The sequence below is a fragment of the Bradyrhizobium sp. 44 genome, assembly GCF_023073095.1.
Classification (GTDB): domain Bacteria; phylum Pseudomonadota; class Alphaproteobacteria; order Rhizobiales; family Xanthobacteraceae; genus Bradyrhizobium.
In genome coordinates, this window is sequence record NZ_JADPIY010000008.1 from 98,715 (window position 1) to 113,550 (window position 14,836).

Consider the following 14,836-nt stretch of genomic DNA (forward strand, 5'->3'; position numbering starts at 1 on the left):
CCCGACAGATCGCCGGGCCGCACATCTTCCACCAAGCCGCGTTCAGGTAATAAAAAAGAGCGGGTCCTTTCGGGCCCACTCTCACTACGCGGATCGTATGAGAAGATGAATTGGCGCTGATATAGCCCTTTCCGTCTTCCCGGACAAGGCCCATGCAGGGCAGGCCGGGCTTTTTGCGCCCGGCCTGCGGCCCCACGCAACGCTTCCTTCACCTCCGAGGCCTAAATTCCCTGCTTGTGGGGCGGCTTGGACCAAGGGCGCACCCGCGGCGTGCCCCGTACGAGTTTGCGTTTTCATGACCGTTGCCACGTCGCTCATTCCCGGACTGGACGATATCGTCAAACGCGGCGACCCGCGGCGTCGCGGCGAGATCGCGCACGCCATCTCCCAATTGTTTTTTCAGGACGCCGAGAATCTCCGTCCCGATGTCATCGATCTCTTCGATAATTTGCTGATCGATCTCGTCCCGCATGCCGAGCTCGCCTCGCGCGTCGATCTCGCCGAACGCTTCTCGCGCCTGAATAACGCGCCCCGGCATCTCGTGAGTCAGCTCGCGCGCGAAAACGAAATCGCGGTGGCGGGCCCCGTGCTGCGCCATTCGCCCGTGCTCGATGACGCCGCTCTCGTCGAGATCGCGCGACTGAAGGGCCAGGGCCATCTGCTGGCGATGAGCGAGCGCCCCACGCTGTCGGCTGTCATCACCGACGTGCTGGTCGAGCGCGGCGATCGCGACGTGGTGCGCCGCGCCGCAGGTAACGCCGGCGCGGTGTTCTCGCCTGGCAGCTATTCGGAGCTGATCAAGCGTGCCGCGCAGGATGGCGTGCTGACGCTCAGGATCGGCCAGCGTAGCGATCTTTCGGGTGAGAACCTGAAACAGCTTCTCGACGGCACGCTCGACGTCATCCGCCGTCGCCTCTCGAGCGTGGTCAATCCCGTGCGCCAGGTCGAGATCAAGCGCGCCATGGCGGCCATCGAGGAAGCCACGCTGCCGCCGGGCCCGCGTCGCGATTTCTCGGGAGCGCAACGTACGGTTCTGGCCTTGCATCGCGGAGGCCATCTTGGCGAGAGCGCGCTGCTTGGCTTTGCCAAGGCCCACAAATACGAGGAGGCGATCGCTTCGCTCTCGGCGATGTCCGGCGTCCGCCTCTCGGTCCTCGACCGCCTGATCACGGGTGACCGCTACGATCCAATTCTGGTTCTGGGGCGTGTGCTGAATCTCGGCTGGCCGACAGTGCGTGCACTGATCCTGATGTGGTACGGCCCGAATCGCACGCCAGCCGATGCCGATCTCGAGCAGGCGCGCGCGAATTTCACGCGGCTGATGCCGACGACCGCCGAGCGCGTCGTGAATTTCTGGCGCAACCGGCAGACGATCTAGACCCGTCGAAACCGCAGATACGCCGCCTTGCGGCCTTCGCGCGTGGCCTTTCGGCCGTAGCGCGTCATTGTGTATCCGTCCCACGGCAGGCGAAAATCATCGGCGCGCTCCGCGAGCCAGACAAAGTCCTGCGAGCGCGACAGATGCGACAGCGTCCAGGCGCAGTAATCGTCGATGTCGCAGACGAAGCGAAATTCGCCGCCGGCTTTCAACACGCGTGCCATCGCGGCGATGGTCCGGTCCTGGACGAAGCGCCGCTTCCAGTGCCGCCGTTTCGGCCAGGGATCGGGATGGATCAGGTCGATCCGCGACAGCGAAGACTTCGGCAGCCAGGCCAGGAGCTCGGCGGCATCGCCTGCGAACAGGCGGATGTTGCCGATGTCGGCGGCCTCGATCTGCGCGAGGATCTTCGCCATGCCGTTGACGTAAGGCTCGCAGCCGATGAAGCCGGTCGTGGCGAAGTTTTGCGCTTCCGCCGCAAGATGCTCGCCGCCGCCGAAGCCGATCTCGAGCCGCAAATCGTCGACTGCGGGGGCGAAGATCTCGCGGGCATCCGCCGGTGCTTCGCGGTCGATCGCGAGCGCAAGACGCGGCAGCAGATGATCGATCAGCTCGGCCTGGTGCTGCCTGAGCTTGTGGCCCTTGCGGCGTCCGAAGAAAGCGCGCTCGCTGTCCTCGCGATCGGGATCTGATTTGCGCTCACTCATCGTAGCGTCTGGTACAGGCGATGGAGCAGCCGCGCGCGCGGTTCGAGCGACGAGACATAGAGCTGCTCGTAATGTGTGTGCGCGCCCTTGCCGTCGATGCCGAGCCCGTCGAGCGTCGCGGTGTGGGCGGCGGTGAAATTACCGTCCGAGCCGCCGCCGGTGTGAACGTCGACCAGCTCGAAGCCGATCTCCGTGGCAACGGTCTTTGCATGTTCGTACAGCGAGGCGCCGGCATTGCTCTTCTCGTAAGGCGGACGATTGAGTCCGCCCGTGACCTTGACGGTGACGCCATCCGTCTTCGATGTCAGGGCGAGGATCTTGCCGACGAATTCATCCGCGTCCTTGAAGCTCAGCACGCGCAGATCGACTTCGGCGTGGGCTTCTTCCGGCGTCACGTTGGGCCGCGTGCCGCCGCGCACCACGCCGACATTGACGGTGACGCCGCGCGCGAGATCGTTCATCGCTTCCAGCGCCAGGATGACATTGGCGAGCTCGCGGATCGCGCTGCGGCCATCCTGGGGCCGCGTGCCGGCATGCCCGGGCACGCCCTTCATGAACACTTCGAATCGCCCGACGCCCTTGCGGCCGGTGACGATCTTGCCGCCATCGCGGGCCGGCTCCGTCACCAGGACGTACTTCGCCTTGCGCCCTTCGGTCTCGATGAGTGCGCGAGAGGTGGGGCTGCCGATCTCCTCGTCGGAGGTGAATAGGTGGGTGATGCCGAGCGGCGAGCGATCGGCCGTGGCACAAAGCGCGCGAAAGGCGTGGTGGGCGATGTAGGCGCCGCCCTTCATGTCGTAGATGCCGGGACCGAACGCGCTGTCGCCTTCGACCTTGAACGGCAGGCGCTCGATAAATCCCATGGGGTGAACGGTATCGAGGTGGCTCAGCACCAGGATGCCCGGCCGGTCCTGGCCCCAGGTCGAGCGCGCCACGAGATGATCGCCGCAACCATCGACGCCGGCGATGCGCTCAAGCGTGACAGGGAGATCGCGGTATTGCTCCGCGACCATCGAGACCAGCTTGTTGACCTGTTCAGGCGCGTCCGTTGGCGTCTCGACCTCCACCCAGCGGCGGATACCATCGAGAATAGTTTGAGAATCGAACCAATTGGAGCCGGTCATGAGCGCATCTGTGCCTTTGAATCGCATCATCGAGGAAGACGCGCATCAAAGCGCGGCCGCAAATGACGACATAGGCCAGATTTGACGCAGCCTCAAATCGGAGTGAGATGGCGCGTCAGCGCTTGTCGGGGCCTTCGCGGGCCGCGATCTGCTCGACGAGATCGACGATCGAGCGGCGCATCTTCGAATCGGTAATTCGGGTGAACGCCTTGGTCAAGGCGAGTCCTTCGGAAGTCGCGAGGAAATCCGAGACGTAAGACGGCGATGCGCCTTCTGCGAAGCCGTCCGGCCCCGCCACGCCGCTCGGACCGCCCTCGAACAGGAACGACACAGGCACCTGGAGAATTTCGGCAATTTGCTGGATGCGGCTCGCGCCGACCCGATTTGTGCCCTTCTCGTATTTCTGAACTTGTTGGAACGTCAGGCCCAAAGCTTCACCGAGCTTTTCCTGGCTCATGCCCAACATGATGCGGCGCATCCGCACGCGACTGCCGACATATTTGTCAACAGGGTTGGGCGCTTTCGACATTTCCTCAGCCCTCCAAACATCACCTTCGGCGCAATCAGGAATGCCTCAGGTGTAAGCAACGTCAAAATCAGACCCTGTTATTGGAAAACATTGCGGAGAAATTTAGCAATGCCCACTGTCTTTTGCAGCCGGTGCAGAATGAGGAGGCCGCGTGCAGTCTGTCAACCGTGGGACTACGGTTGTCAAAAGTTATCGGCCTCGGCTGCGGCGTGATCAGGGATGCCGTTTGGCAACACGTCGGCGGACCGCCCAAAACACGGCAAGCGCGACAAGCATGGCCGCGGGTACATCGCCCACGCGCGCATAGGTGGTCGGCGGGATCGCGGCGGGCAGATTTGCATCCAAAATGCCTTCGATCCCGAGACCGAGGCTGGCGACGATGCGTCCCACAGGATCGATCACTGCGGAAACGCCGGTATTGGCGGAGCGAACCAGCGGCAATCCGAGCTCGATCGCGCGCATTCGCGCCTGTTCGAGGTGTTGGTAGGGGCCGGTCGAGATTCCGAACCAGCCGTCATTGGTGAGATTCACGATCCAGCCTGGACGTTCATTGCGTCCAGCCACCTCGCCGGGAAAGATTGCCTCGTAGCAGATCAGCGGCAGCGCGGAGGGCGCGCCGGGGACCGCCAGCGCATGCCGCACGGTGCCGGGAATGAAGCCGCCGCGCACACGCGTGAGTTGCTCGAAACCGAGCTTCTCCATCAGGCCCTGGTAGGGAAGAAATTCGCCGAACGGCACCAAATGCAGCTTGTCGTACACAGAGAGCACGCCGCCGTCGTGGTCGATCACGTAGATCGAATTATAGGCGCGGGTGATCGGCGTGCCCCGCGGCAGGTCGGGCGCGCGGACCGAGCCCGTGATCAGCACCGTGCCCTTGGGCAGAAGCTCCGCGATTTGCGCCATCGCATCGGCTTCGCGCGTCAGGAAGAACGGAAAGGCGGATTCCGGCCAGATCAGGATGGTGGCATCGCGCACGCCGGTCGATTGCGGTCCGGAGGCGCGGTCCGACAAGGCCAGATATTTCTTCATCACCTCCGCCTTGGCGGCGTAGTTGAATTTCGCGTCCTGCTGGAGATTCGGCTGCATCAGGCGCAATTTGGTGCCGGCGACCATCGTGGTCGGATGGAGCGACAGGCGGATCGCGCCGAAGATACCCATGACCAGCAGGAGCGCCAGGGCTGCGGCCGGTGCGCGCCACGCCAGGCGGCGATCGGGCGTGCGGTCGATCAGCGCCGCGGGGCTCGCGAAGATCGCAACCGTCAGGAACGTCATGCCCCACAGGCCGATCAGCGACGCCGTTTGTGCCAGCGGCAGTGGCTCGGACAACGCATAGCCGAACGCGTTCCAGGGGAAGCCGGTCAGCGCATGGCCGCGCAGCCATTCGGTGATGGTGAGACTTGCCGCGAGCGCAAGCACGCGCGTGGCGTTCTTGGTCCAGAGCAGGCGGGCGAGCGCAAAGCCCATTGCCGTGAAGATGGACAGATAGGCCGGCAGGCCCAGCACGGCGAACGGCGTCAGCCAGGCGAACACATCGGCATCGACGAAGAAGGCGTAGCCGATCCAGTAGAGGCCGGGCACGAAATAGCCGAGGCCAAACCAGTAACCGGTCAGCGCCGCGGCGGGGACGCCGCGATATCGTCCGGCGCCGGCGCCGTCGATCAGCCAGACCAGCACCGGGAAAGTGATGAACAGCACCGGGAAGGCGTTGAACGGCGCCAGCGCCAGCACCGAGAGCGCACCGGCAGCCATCGCGACGAGCGCGCGCTTCCATCCCCAGGTCAGGATGATGGCAAGCGCGATCTGGCGAAATCGCTGGAAAGGGCTCACTGCGGACCGGTCCCGTCGCTGGGCGGCGGGGTGGGCGTGTCGCTGGCCGTCGGCTGGCTGCCATCCGGCGCAGCCTCGCGGCGCCGGCTCTCGCGCTGGGTGCGCGGCGCGGGGCGCTCCTTTCGCGTCGAGATCCGCAGCCGCTTGACCCGGCGAGGATCGGCATCGAGCACCTCGATCTCGTAATGGCCGGGGCCCGAGATCACCTCGCCGCGCACCGGCAGGCGCCCGACGAAGCTGACGAGATAGCCGCCCAGCGTCTCCACTTCCTCGCCGGCCTCCCCGGTGACGAAGTCCTCGCCGATCACGGTGCGGACGTCGTCGAGGCTGGCGCGGGCGTCGGCGATGAAGGCGTTGTCGGGCAGCCGCACGATCGAGGGCGGCTCGTCGCTGTCATGCTCGTCGTCGATCTCGCCGACGATCTGCTCGACGATGTCTTCGAGCGAGACCAGCCCGTCGCTGCCGCCATATTCGTCGACCACCAGCGCCAGATGGATGCGAGTGGCCTGCATCTGCGCGAGCAGGTCGATCGCCCGCATCGACGGCGGCACGTAGAGCAGCTTGCGGATGATGCGCGCTTCTTCGAGCGGCAGCGCGAGATCGACCGTACGCAGATCGAGCCCGGCCGGCAGCGGTTTCTTGCGCTTGGTTTTCGTGACCCCCGACACGCGCGCACGCGCGGTCATGAAGGCGAGCAGATCGCGGATATGGACGATGCCGACGGGATCGTCGAGCGTCTCGTTGTAGACCACAAGGCGCGAATGGCCGGCGCTCTCGAAGCGGTCCATCAGCTCGCCGAGCGGGATGTCGCGCTTCACCGCGACGATGTCGGCGCGATGCACCATGACGTCGGCGATGCGACGCTCATGCAGGCCGAGGATGTTGCGCAGCATGGTGCGCTCGACCGTCGAGAAGCCGGTGTCGTCGGGCGTCGTGGCGTCGAGCACGACCTGGAGGTCGTCGCGCACCGAACCCGCCTTCCAGCCGAACAACGTCCGGATGGCGCGCAGCAGCCAGCCATCGGCGGTCGGGCGCATCACCTCGCCTGAGGTCACCACGACCGGTAAATTGGCCGTGTTGCGCGGATTGTCCTGAATCGGGTCGGAATCCGGCATCTCAATGCGTCCCTGGGCGGTCGGCATAGGGGTCGGGAATGCCGAGATGAGCCAGGATCTCTCGTTCGAGCGCTTCCATTTCCTCGGCGTCGTCTTCGTTTTCGTGGTCGTAGCCGACCAGATGCAGGAAACCGTGCACGGCGAGATGGCTCAAATGATGATCGAACGGTTTTTGTTCCTCGTCCGCCTCACGCCGCATGGTCTCGTAGGCGATCGCAATGTCGCCCAGCATGCGCGGCGCATCGCCTGGCTTCCAGTCGCCTTCCGGCTGCAGCGCGGGAAACGACAGCACGTTGGTCGGCTTGTCGATGCCGCGCCAGTTGCTGTTCAGGGTGCGGATGCCGGCATCATCGGTCAGCATTACCGCCACTTCCGCCTCCGCAACGTCTTCGTCGACATTCTCGGCGGCGGCCGCCACGGCGCGCTGGATCACGGCTTCGGATTCGGGCTCCCGCTGCCAGCAATCGGCGACGACGAGGACCTCGGTGATGGGAAGGTTGGGGTGTGACATTGTCCTTGTTCCGAACGAAGGGCGCCGTGTCCGCGCCCATATGGTCCGGTTGCTGCCTCGTCAGGATTTACCGGCGGCCGGCCGCTGCGGCGACCCTTCGTAGGCGGAGACGATCCGCGCCACGAGTTCGTGGCGGATCACGTCTTCGGCCTTGAAATGAACTTGCGCAATACCTTCGACGCCGCTCAGCAGGCGCGTCGCCTCGGCGAGGCCCGAGGTCTGGCCGTTCGGCAAGTCGATCTGCGAGGGATCGCCGGTGACGATCATGCGGCTGTTTTCGCCAAGGCGGGTCAAAAACATCTTCATCTGCATCGACGTGGTGTTCTGCGCCTCGTCCAGGATGATGGCCGCGTTGGTGAGCGTGCGACCGCGCATGAAGGCGAGTGGCGCGATCTCGATCTCGCCGGTCTGCAGCGCGCGCTCGACAATGCGCGCGTCCATCAGGTCATAGAGCGCGTCGTAAATCGGGCGAAGATAAGGATCGACCTTCTCGCGGAGATCGCCGGGCAAAAAGCCGAGCCGCTCGCCGGCTTCCACCGCCGGGCGCGACAGGATGATCTTGTCGACTTCCTTGCGCTCGAACAGCTGCGCGGCATGCGCGACCGCGAGCCAGGTCTTGCCCGTGCCGGCGGGGCCGATGCCGAACACCAGCTCGTGGCGCTTCAGCGCGCGGATGTAGGAATCCTGCGCCGCCGTGCGCGCACGCACCGGGCGCTTGCGCAGATTGATGCTGTCGAAGGTGGATTTGGCCGATTTGGCATCGAACTCGAACAGCGAGACCTGCGCGATCACGGCACGGATTGCGCCCTCGACCTCGCCCTGGTCGAGATCCTGTCCCTTCACGGCCTGGGCGTAGAGCGTCTCCAGCACCCGGCGCGCGGCATCGCAGCCGTCGCGCGAGCCGCCAATCGTGATGTGGTTGCCCTTGGAATCGACGACGACGCCGAGCCGCCGTTCGATCTGTGCCAAATGCTGGCCATAAGGGCCAACTAGCGCGGACGCGGCGCGGTTGTCATCGAAATCGATGACGACCTGGGTCTCGGGCGGAACCTGCATGTCGCGGTCAAATTTGCGGCTAGGAGCGATGGAAGAAGACGAATCCGATGCGCTTTTGGGCAAGGGTTCAGGCTCCAGTGGCGATGGGTGATAAAGCGGGCTCGTGCGCCATGGCGAGCTCACCGAGGAAGCTGTAGCGTTCAAGGCTGTCGATCCGGACCGGCAGGATTTGTCCGATGATGTCGGGCGAGGCCATCACATGCGCGGGCTGGAGGAATGCGGTGCGGCCGACGATCTGGCCGTCCTTGCGGGCCGGACGCTCGAACAGCACATCGACCGTTGAGCCAATCGCAGCCTTGTTGAAGGCCGATTGCTGGCTGTCGATCAGTTCCTGGAGCCGCTCCAATCGCTGGTCCATCTCGGAAGGGGACACCGTCTCCTGCATATCCGCGGCCGGCGTTCCCGGCCGGGCGGAGTATTTGAACGAATATGCCGCAGCGTAGCCGATTTGCGTGACGAGCGCGAGGGTGGCGAGAAAATCTTGCTCGCTCTCGCCCGGGAAGCCGACGATAAAATCTGATGAAAAAGCAATGTCTTGGCGTGCGGACCGGAAACGGTCGACGACACGCCGATAATCATCGGCGGTATGTTTCCGGTTCATGGCGGCCAGAATCCGGTCCGAGCCCGACTGCACCGGCAGGTGCACGAAGGGCATCAGCGCGCCGAGATCGCGATGGGCTGCAATCAAGCTGTCATCGACATCGCGCGGATGGCTGGTCGAATAACGCAGCCGCGCGACGCCCGCGAGCGCCGCGAGGTGCTCCAGCAGCCTGCCGAGCGGCCAGCTTTTTCCGTCCGGTCCCTCGCCGTGATAGGCGTTGACGTTCTGTCCGATCAGCGTGAGCTCGCGCACGCCGTTCTCGGTGAGCCGCTTCACGTCGTCGACGATCTTTGTCACCGGCCGCGAGACTTCCGAGCCGCGCGTGTAAGGCACGACGCAGAAGGTGCAGAACTTGTCGCAGCCTTCCTGCACCGTGACGAAAGCGGAAATGCCGCGGGCGCGGATCGCGCCGGGCTTGGGTTGGGCGAGGAAGCCGAACTTGTCCTGAGCCGGGAATTCGGTCTCGATGGCGCGGCCCTCATTGCCGGCGCGCTTCAACAGCTGCGGCAAATGATGATAGCTCTGCGGACCGACGACGACATCGACCGCGGGTGCACGGCGCACGATCTCCTCGCCCTCGGCCTGTGCCACGCAGCCCGCGACCGCGATCTGCATGGTGCGCCCATCGCGCGCGGCGGCGTCCTTGGCGACGCGCAGGCGGCCGAGCTCCGAATAGACCTTTTCCGAGGCCTTCTCGCGGATATGACAGGTGTTGAGGATGACGAGATCGGCGTCATCAGCGCTTGCCGTCTCCACGAATCCTTCCGGGGCCAGCGTGTCCACCATGCGCTGGGCATCGTAGACGTTCATCTGGCAGCCATATGATTTGATGTGCAGCTTGCGCGGCGGCGTCATGGAACCCGGAATTGAGGTGGGAGGACCGCCCTCAGATATAGGCTGGGGCCGCGGAAATCCAGCGATTGGGGTCTTTGGGCTGTCAATCCGGGGCGACCGCCGGCGGGAGCCTGGAATCCCGCCAAAATCTATGGATTCGGGGCGCACGTGCGCCCCGGTCGCCAAGTGCCCTGAGAAAGTGCCCTGAATCAGCCCGCCAGGGTGTCCGCCGCGACCCGCCGGACCAGCTCCGGTAACTGCCGCATATCGTCGAACGTCAATCCGGCCCCGGCGGCCCGGAGCCTTTCAGCATGGCCCGGCGGGCAATGGCTGCCACCGTGAAAGCCGAGCACGGTCATCCCGGCGGCATGCGCGCCGGTCACCCCGGGGACGCTGTCCTCGATCACGAGGCACCGCTCCGGCGCGACTTTCATCTGCGCGGCGGCGAACAGAAAAAGATCGGGCGCGGGCTTGCCGCGCGCAACCTGGCTCGCGGAAAAGATGTTCGGAGCGAGCAGATCGTAGAGACCGGCGCAGGTCAGGCCATGATGGATCTTCTCCGGCGTGCCGCTCGATGCGACGCATTTGGGCAAATCGATTGCGCCAATCGCTGCGGCCACATGGGTGATCGGCTGCAAATCGCTGGCATAGAATTGCAGCGTCGCCGCATTCACTTGGCTCTCGAGATCGTCGGGAAGGTTGCGGCCGATCTCCTGTTCGACCATTCGCCGTGCGTCTTTCTCGGATACGCCGAGAAAGCGGACCAGCACCTGCTCCGATGTGATCGGATAGCCGTGCCTCGACAGCACATCCGCATGCGCGCGACAGGAGATCACCTCGCTGTCCACGAGCACGCCGTCGCAATCGAAGATGACGAGATCGATGGCCACTTAACTTGTGGGTTTGTCGTCGTCGAGCGGGACGCAATAGAGCTCGAGCCGATGATCGACCAGCTTGTAACCGAGCTTGCGGGCGATCTCCGCCTGGAGCTTCTCGATCTCCTCGGAGGTGAACTCGATCACCTTGCCGTCGCGCAGGTTGATGAGGTGGTCGTGATGGCTGTCGCGCATCTGCTCGTAGCGCGCGCGGCCTTCGCGGAAGTCATGGCGCTCGATGATGCCCGCATCCTCGAACAGTTTGACGGTGCGATACACGGTCGAGATCGAGATCTTGTCGTCGACGGCGACGCAACGGCGATACAGTTCCTCGACATCGGGATGATCGACCGCCTCCGCGAGCACGCGGGCGATGACACGGCGCTGCTCGGTCATGCGCATGCCGGTGGCGGCACAGCGCGCCTCGATGCCGGATGCCTTGGAAGCGGGGGAAGGTTTAAGACCAGTCATGTGATGTCCGCCTGACGGGGCGCTTTCTGCCATCAATGTTACGACAAGTCACGTCGCATCAGAAGTGCGTTCAATTGTTCCCCGTTCGGCTGCTTATAGTAGCGTTCGCGGCGTCCGACCACCATGAATCCGGTTCGGTCGTAGAGCCGCCGCGCCGGCTGGTTATTTTCCTCGACCTCGAGAAATATTGTGCGCACGCCGCGTCCTGCCAGGTGGCCGAGATGGGTCATCAGCAGCGTGCGAGAGAGGCCGCGGCCGCGATAGGCGTGGTCGACCGCGATCGAGAGGATCTCCGCTTCGTCCGCGCCGATCCGCGACACCGCAAAGCCCACGGTGTTGCGGCCGAGGCGCAACCGATGCACCAGCGTGTTGCGCTCGCTGAGCATGCTCTCGAACTCGCCTTCGCCCCAACCGCGTGCGAACGAGGCGCCGTGGAGTTGCGCGAGCCGTGCGACGTCGCGCGCGACAGCCGGCTCGACGACGGCCGTATCGCCGCGCCACCATTCCGAGAACCATCCCATCATGAGCTTGCGGCTTGTGCTGCAAGCGGCAGTTGTGTGGACGGCTTTGCGTCGGGCGCTCGCAGGTAGAACGGCCGCGCCGGATTTGTCGCGGGATCGGCCGCGGCGCCAAGCCATGCGACCCAGCCGATGTCGGGCGCGGGCTGCGCGTCGACCGCGACCGGCTGCGGCACATCTTTCGGCCAGCGCTCGGCGAGGATCTTCGCGGCATTGCCGACCAGATGCGGCGCGCCGAATTGCGACGCCGCGATCGCTTCGTCGATGGGAGCGACGGCTGGCCGTACCAGCTGGCTGCCGTCACCAGCCACGATCTGGAAGTAGACGTGATCATGCCGCGCGTCGATCGCCGAGATCACCGGCGCCGCTCCGCTTTGGCCGACGACGGCGGCGGCATAGGCCGACAAGGTGGTCAGGCCGACGGCGGGCCGCTTCGCAGCAAGCGCAAGGCCGCGAGCCGCCGAAATGCCGACACGCAGGCCGGTGAAACTTCCGGGGCCCATGGTGACCGCGACGCGGTCCAGCGCGGTGAAGGCGAGATTGGCTGACTGCATCACGCGCGCGATCATCGGCATCAGCGCTTCGGCGTGGCCGCGCTTCATCAGAAGCTGCTCCTGTGCGAGGAGCTGGCCGGAATCGGTGTCGAGAACGGTAACCGCGCACGCTTCCAGCGCGGTATCGATGGCAAGGATCAGCATAAGGCGATCATAGCATTGGCAATCGCATGATGCCCAATGTTCTTGCCATCATGGCCGGGCTTGTCCCGGCCATCCACGCCTTTGCGCTACAAGAACGTGAATACCGCGTGCCCGGTCAGACCTCGTCGGACATGGTGGGCACGCTCGCTTTTGGCCGCCCTAAGGCAGCTCGCTTACATCGGCCGGACTTCGACCACGTCGGGGACGAAGTGCTTGAGCAGGTTCTGGATGCCGTGCTGGAGCGTCGCGGTCGACGACGGGCAGCCGGCGCAGGAGCCCTTCATGTTGAGATAGACGATACCGTCCTTGAAGCCGCGGAAGGTGATGTCGCCGCCGTCATTGGCGACCGCCGGGCGCACGCGGGTCTCGATCAGATCCTTGATCATGTCGACCGTCTCGGCATCGGCCTCGTCGAAGAATTCGTCCTCGTCGTCGAGATCGGAATCGCTCGCGGCGGCACCGTCGGCGAGCAGCGGCGCGCCGGACATGTAGTGCTCCATGATGGCGCCGAGGATCGCGGGCTTGAGCTGCTGCCATTCACCGTTCGCCTTGGTCACGGTGATGAAGTCCGATCCGTAGAACACGCCGGTGACGCCGGGAACCTCGAACAGCTTTTCGGCAAGCGGCGAGCGTGCGGCCGATTCGCGGCTCGCAAATTCCATCGGACCGCCGTCGACCACGACGCGGCCGGGAATGAACTTCAGCGTGGCGGGATTGGGGGTGGCTTCGGTTTGAATGAACATGGTTTTCTCCAGACGTCGCCGGTTCAAGGCCGGCGCGTGCTCTATCCACTAGCAGATGGCGACGGCGAACGCACGGTCAAGGGGTAAGTTCGCCGTTCACCTGTTAAATCAGCGGGTTAGGGTGCCCGCTTATCCCTCTCCCGGCCAACGAGGCGAGGCGAAAGAGCAGCAGTCTAGGACAGCGAATCCACGCTCTGGTCGCTCAGCGCGCCGGAAATGACCGTCACCGGCACCGGGAACGTACCCAGCGCGTGCGCCAGCAGGTTGACCAATGGCCCCGGGCCTTCCGCGCCCGGGTTCGCGGCGAGCACCAGCATGGCGATGTCGGGGTCCTCGTCGATCACGGCCAGCAGCTGTTCCATTGCGGCGCCTTCGCGGATCACCCGTTCCGGCGTGATCGCGGCGATGCCGTTGGCGCGGCCGGCGGCACGGTCGAGCGCGGCTTCTGCCGCCTCCTGCGCCTCGGCGCGCATGATGTCCGCAACTCCAAGCCATTCCTGGCTCTGCTGTTCGGGCTCGATGATGCGGAGCATCACAACGCCGCCACCGGCGCGGATCGCCCAGCGGCTGGCGTAATAGACCGCGCGATCCCATTCGGCGGTGTCGTCGACGATGACGAGGTATTTGGGCTTGTGACCCGGCTCGAAGCAAAGTCGCTTGCTGGTCATGCATGTCCCGGAATGTGCACGGCTGACATGCTGCCACACTCCGTCTCGCTTGGGGAGAGCAGAAGCGGCCGGCGCCGTGGCGTCGGCCGCGGTTTCGCGAACGCGCCTCAGCGCCGGCGAATGAAGCCGACGATGTCCTTCGAGAGCTTCATGGTCTCGTCGGCGATCGCACGCGCGCGGTCGGCGCCGTCGTTCAGGACCGCGTCGATATGGCCGGGGTCGGCGACGAGGCGCTTCATCTCGCCGGCGATCGGCGCGAGTTTGGTGACGCACAAATCCACCAGCGCGTTCTTGAAGCTGGAGAACTGGCCGCCGCCGAAATCCCTGAGCACGTCAGCCTTGGAGCGGCCGGAGAGCGCGGCGAAGATGCCGACGAGATTGTCGGCCTCGGGGCGCGCTTCCAGACCCTTCTCTTCGGTCGGCAGCGGCTCCGGGTCGGTCTTGGCCTTGCGCACCTTCTGCGCGATGGTGTCGGCGTCGTCGGTCAGATTGATGCGCGAATTATCCGAGGCGTCCGACTTCGACATCTTCTTGGTGCCGTCGCGCAAGCTCATGACGCGCGTCGCCGGGCCCGTGATCAAGGGTTCCGGCAGCGGGAAGAACAGGCCGTCATTGGCGCCCTGGCTGCGGATCGAGTCAGCGAAGTCATTGTTGAACTTCTGCGCAATGTCGCGCGACAGCTCGAGATGCTGCTTCTGGTCCTCGCCGACCGGCACGTGGGTGGCGCGGTAGAGCAGAATGTCGGCCGCCATCAGCACGGGATAGTCGAACAGACCGACGGACGCGTTCTCGCGGTCCTTGCCGGCTTTCTCCTTGAACTGGGTCATGCGACCAAGCCAGCCCATGCGCGCGACGCAGTTGAAGATCCAGGCGAGCTCGGCGTGGCCCGAGACCTGGCTCTGGTTGAACACGATGTGCTTGCTCGGATCGATGCCGCTGGCGATGAACGCCGCGGTCACCTCGCGGGTATTGCGCGCGAGCTCGACCGGTCCACCCCAGACGTCCACGCCCTGCGTAATCGCGTGCATGTCGACGACGCAATAGATGCAGTTGTGGGTTTCCTGCATCTTCACGAAGTTGACGATCGCGCCGAGATAATTGCCGAGGTGCAGATTGCCCGTCGGCTGGACGCCCGAAAAAACCCGTTCAACGAATGGCATGGCAGCTTCCCTGCAAGATAC

Annotated in this window: 16 protein-coding genes; 1 reads left to right on the top strand and 15 read right to left on the bottom strand. The window is 64.7% G+C overall.

The features are described 5' to 3' along the window. Window positions 1-295 precede the first annotated feature (295 nt). Window positions 296-1,378, top strand: coding sequence for a DUF2336 domain-containing protein (locus IVB41_RS02525; protein ID WP_247426334.1), 1,083 nt, complete (start codon window positions 296-298; stop codon window positions 1,376-1,378). Here the strand turns inward: IVB41_RS02525 and trmB are convergent. The 15 genes from trmB to trpS form a co-directional block, all read right to left on the bottom strand. Beyond that, window positions 1,375-2,085, bottom strand: a complete 711-nt coding sequence (gene trmB / locus IVB41_RS02530; protein WP_247426337.1) for a tRNA (guanosine(46)-N7)-methyltransferase TrmB — start codon at window positions 2,083-2,085, stop codon at window positions 1,375-1,377. The two genes, IVB41_RS02525 and trmB, sit on opposite strands and share 4 nt — an antisense overlap. Next, complete coding sequence (locus tag IVB41_RS02535) at window positions 2,082-3,239, bottom strand: M20 family metallopeptidase (RefSeq protein WP_247426340.1); 1,158 nt, start codon at window positions 3,237-3,239, stop codon at window positions 2,082-2,084. The genes trmB and IVB41_RS02535 overlap by 4 nt, the downstream gene beginning before the upstream one ends. A gap of 85 nt (window positions 3,240-3,324) precedes the next feature. Continuing rightward, window positions 3,325-3,738, bottom strand: coding sequence for a helix-turn-helix domain-containing protein (locus IVB41_RS02540; protein WP_007598327.1), 414 nt, complete (start codon window positions 3,736-3,738; stop codon window positions 3,325-3,327). Window positions 3,739-3,951: 213 nt separating this feature from the next. Next, on the bottom strand, window positions 3,952-5,565 hold the full coding sequence (gene lnt, locus IVB41_RS02545) for an apolipoprotein N-acyltransferase (RefSeq protein ID WP_247426342.1): 1,614 nt from the start codon (window positions 5,563-5,565) through the stop codon (window positions 3,952-3,954). Continuing rightward, window positions 5,562-6,680: a hemolysin family protein gene (locus tag IVB41_RS02550; RefSeq protein ID WP_027514682.1), complete on the bottom strand. Its 1,119-nt coding sequence runs from the start codon at window positions 6,678-6,680 to the stop codon at window positions 5,562-5,564. Before IVB41_RS02550 ends, lnt begins: the two co-directional genes overlap by 4 nt. Before the next feature lies 1 nt (window position 6,681). Further along, window positions 6,682-7,191: an rRNA maturation RNase YbeY gene (ybeY, locus tag IVB41_RS02555; protein ID WP_018455806.1), complete on the bottom strand. Its 510-nt coding sequence runs from the start codon at window positions 7,189-7,191 to the stop codon at window positions 6,682-6,684. Window positions 7,192-7,251: 60 nt separating this feature from the next. Beyond that, window positions 7,252-8,310: a PhoH family protein gene (locus tag IVB41_RS02560; protein WP_247426345.1), complete on the bottom strand. Its 1,059-nt coding sequence runs from the start codon at window positions 8,308-8,310 to the stop codon at window positions 7,252-7,254. 4 nt (window positions 8,311-8,314) lie between these two features. After that, entirely contained in the window at window positions 8,315-9,703 is a 1,389-nt protein-coding gene (gene miaB / locus IVB41_RS02565) for a tRNA (N6-isopentenyl adenosine(37)-C2)-methylthiotransferase MiaB (RefSeq protein ID WP_247426366.1), read from the bottom strand. Between the two features lie 188 nt (window positions 9,704-9,891). After that, window positions 9,892-10,572 (bottom strand): HAD family hydrolase, encoded by a 681-nt coding sequence (locus IVB41_RS02570; RefSeq protein ID WP_018455809.1) that lies wholly within the window; start codon window positions 10,570-10,572, stop codon window positions 9,892-9,894. Beyond that, the gene (locus IVB41_RS02575) at window positions 10,573-11,028 is read right to left on the bottom strand and encodes a Fur family transcriptional regulator (RefSeq protein WP_007598312.1); all 456 of its coding nucleotides are present in this window, start codon (window positions 11,026-11,028) and stop codon (window positions 10,573-10,575) included. Window positions 11,029-11,066: 38 nt separating this feature from the next. Further along, window positions 11,067-11,552, bottom strand: coding sequence for a ribosomal protein S18-alanine N-acetyltransferase (gene rimI, locus IVB41_RS02580; RefSeq protein WP_247426369.1), 486 nt, complete (start codon window positions 11,550-11,552; stop codon window positions 11,067-11,069). Further along, window positions 11,549-12,244 (bottom strand): tRNA (adenosine(37)-N6)-threonylcarbamoyltransferase complex dimerization subunit type 1 TsaB, encoded by a 696-nt coding sequence (tsaB, locus tag IVB41_RS02585; RefSeq protein WP_247426372.1) that lies wholly within the window; start codon window positions 12,242-12,244, stop codon window positions 11,549-11,551. Before tsaB ends, rimI begins: the two co-directional genes overlap by 4 nt. Before the next feature lie 173 nt (window positions 12,245-12,417). Beyond that, the gene (locus IVB41_RS02590; RefSeq protein ID WP_247357442.1) at window positions 12,418-12,987 is read right to left on the bottom strand and encodes a NifU family protein; all 570 of its coding nucleotides are present in this window, start codon (window positions 12,985-12,987) and stop codon (window positions 12,418-12,420) included. A gap of 173 nt (window positions 12,988-13,160) precedes the next feature. Beyond that, window positions 13,161-13,655 (bottom strand): universal stress protein, encoded by a 495-nt coding sequence (locus IVB41_RS02595; protein ID WP_247426375.1) that lies wholly within the window; start codon window positions 13,653-13,655, stop codon window positions 13,161-13,163. 107 nt (window positions 13,656-13,762) lie between these two features. Next, the gene (trpS, locus tag IVB41_RS02600) at window positions 13,763-14,815 is read right to left on the bottom strand and encodes a tryptophan--tRNA ligase (RefSeq protein ID WP_247426378.1); all 1,053 of its coding nucleotides are present in this window, start codon (window positions 14,813-14,815) and stop codon (window positions 13,763-13,765) included. Window positions 14,816-14,836 lie beyond the last annotated feature (21 nt).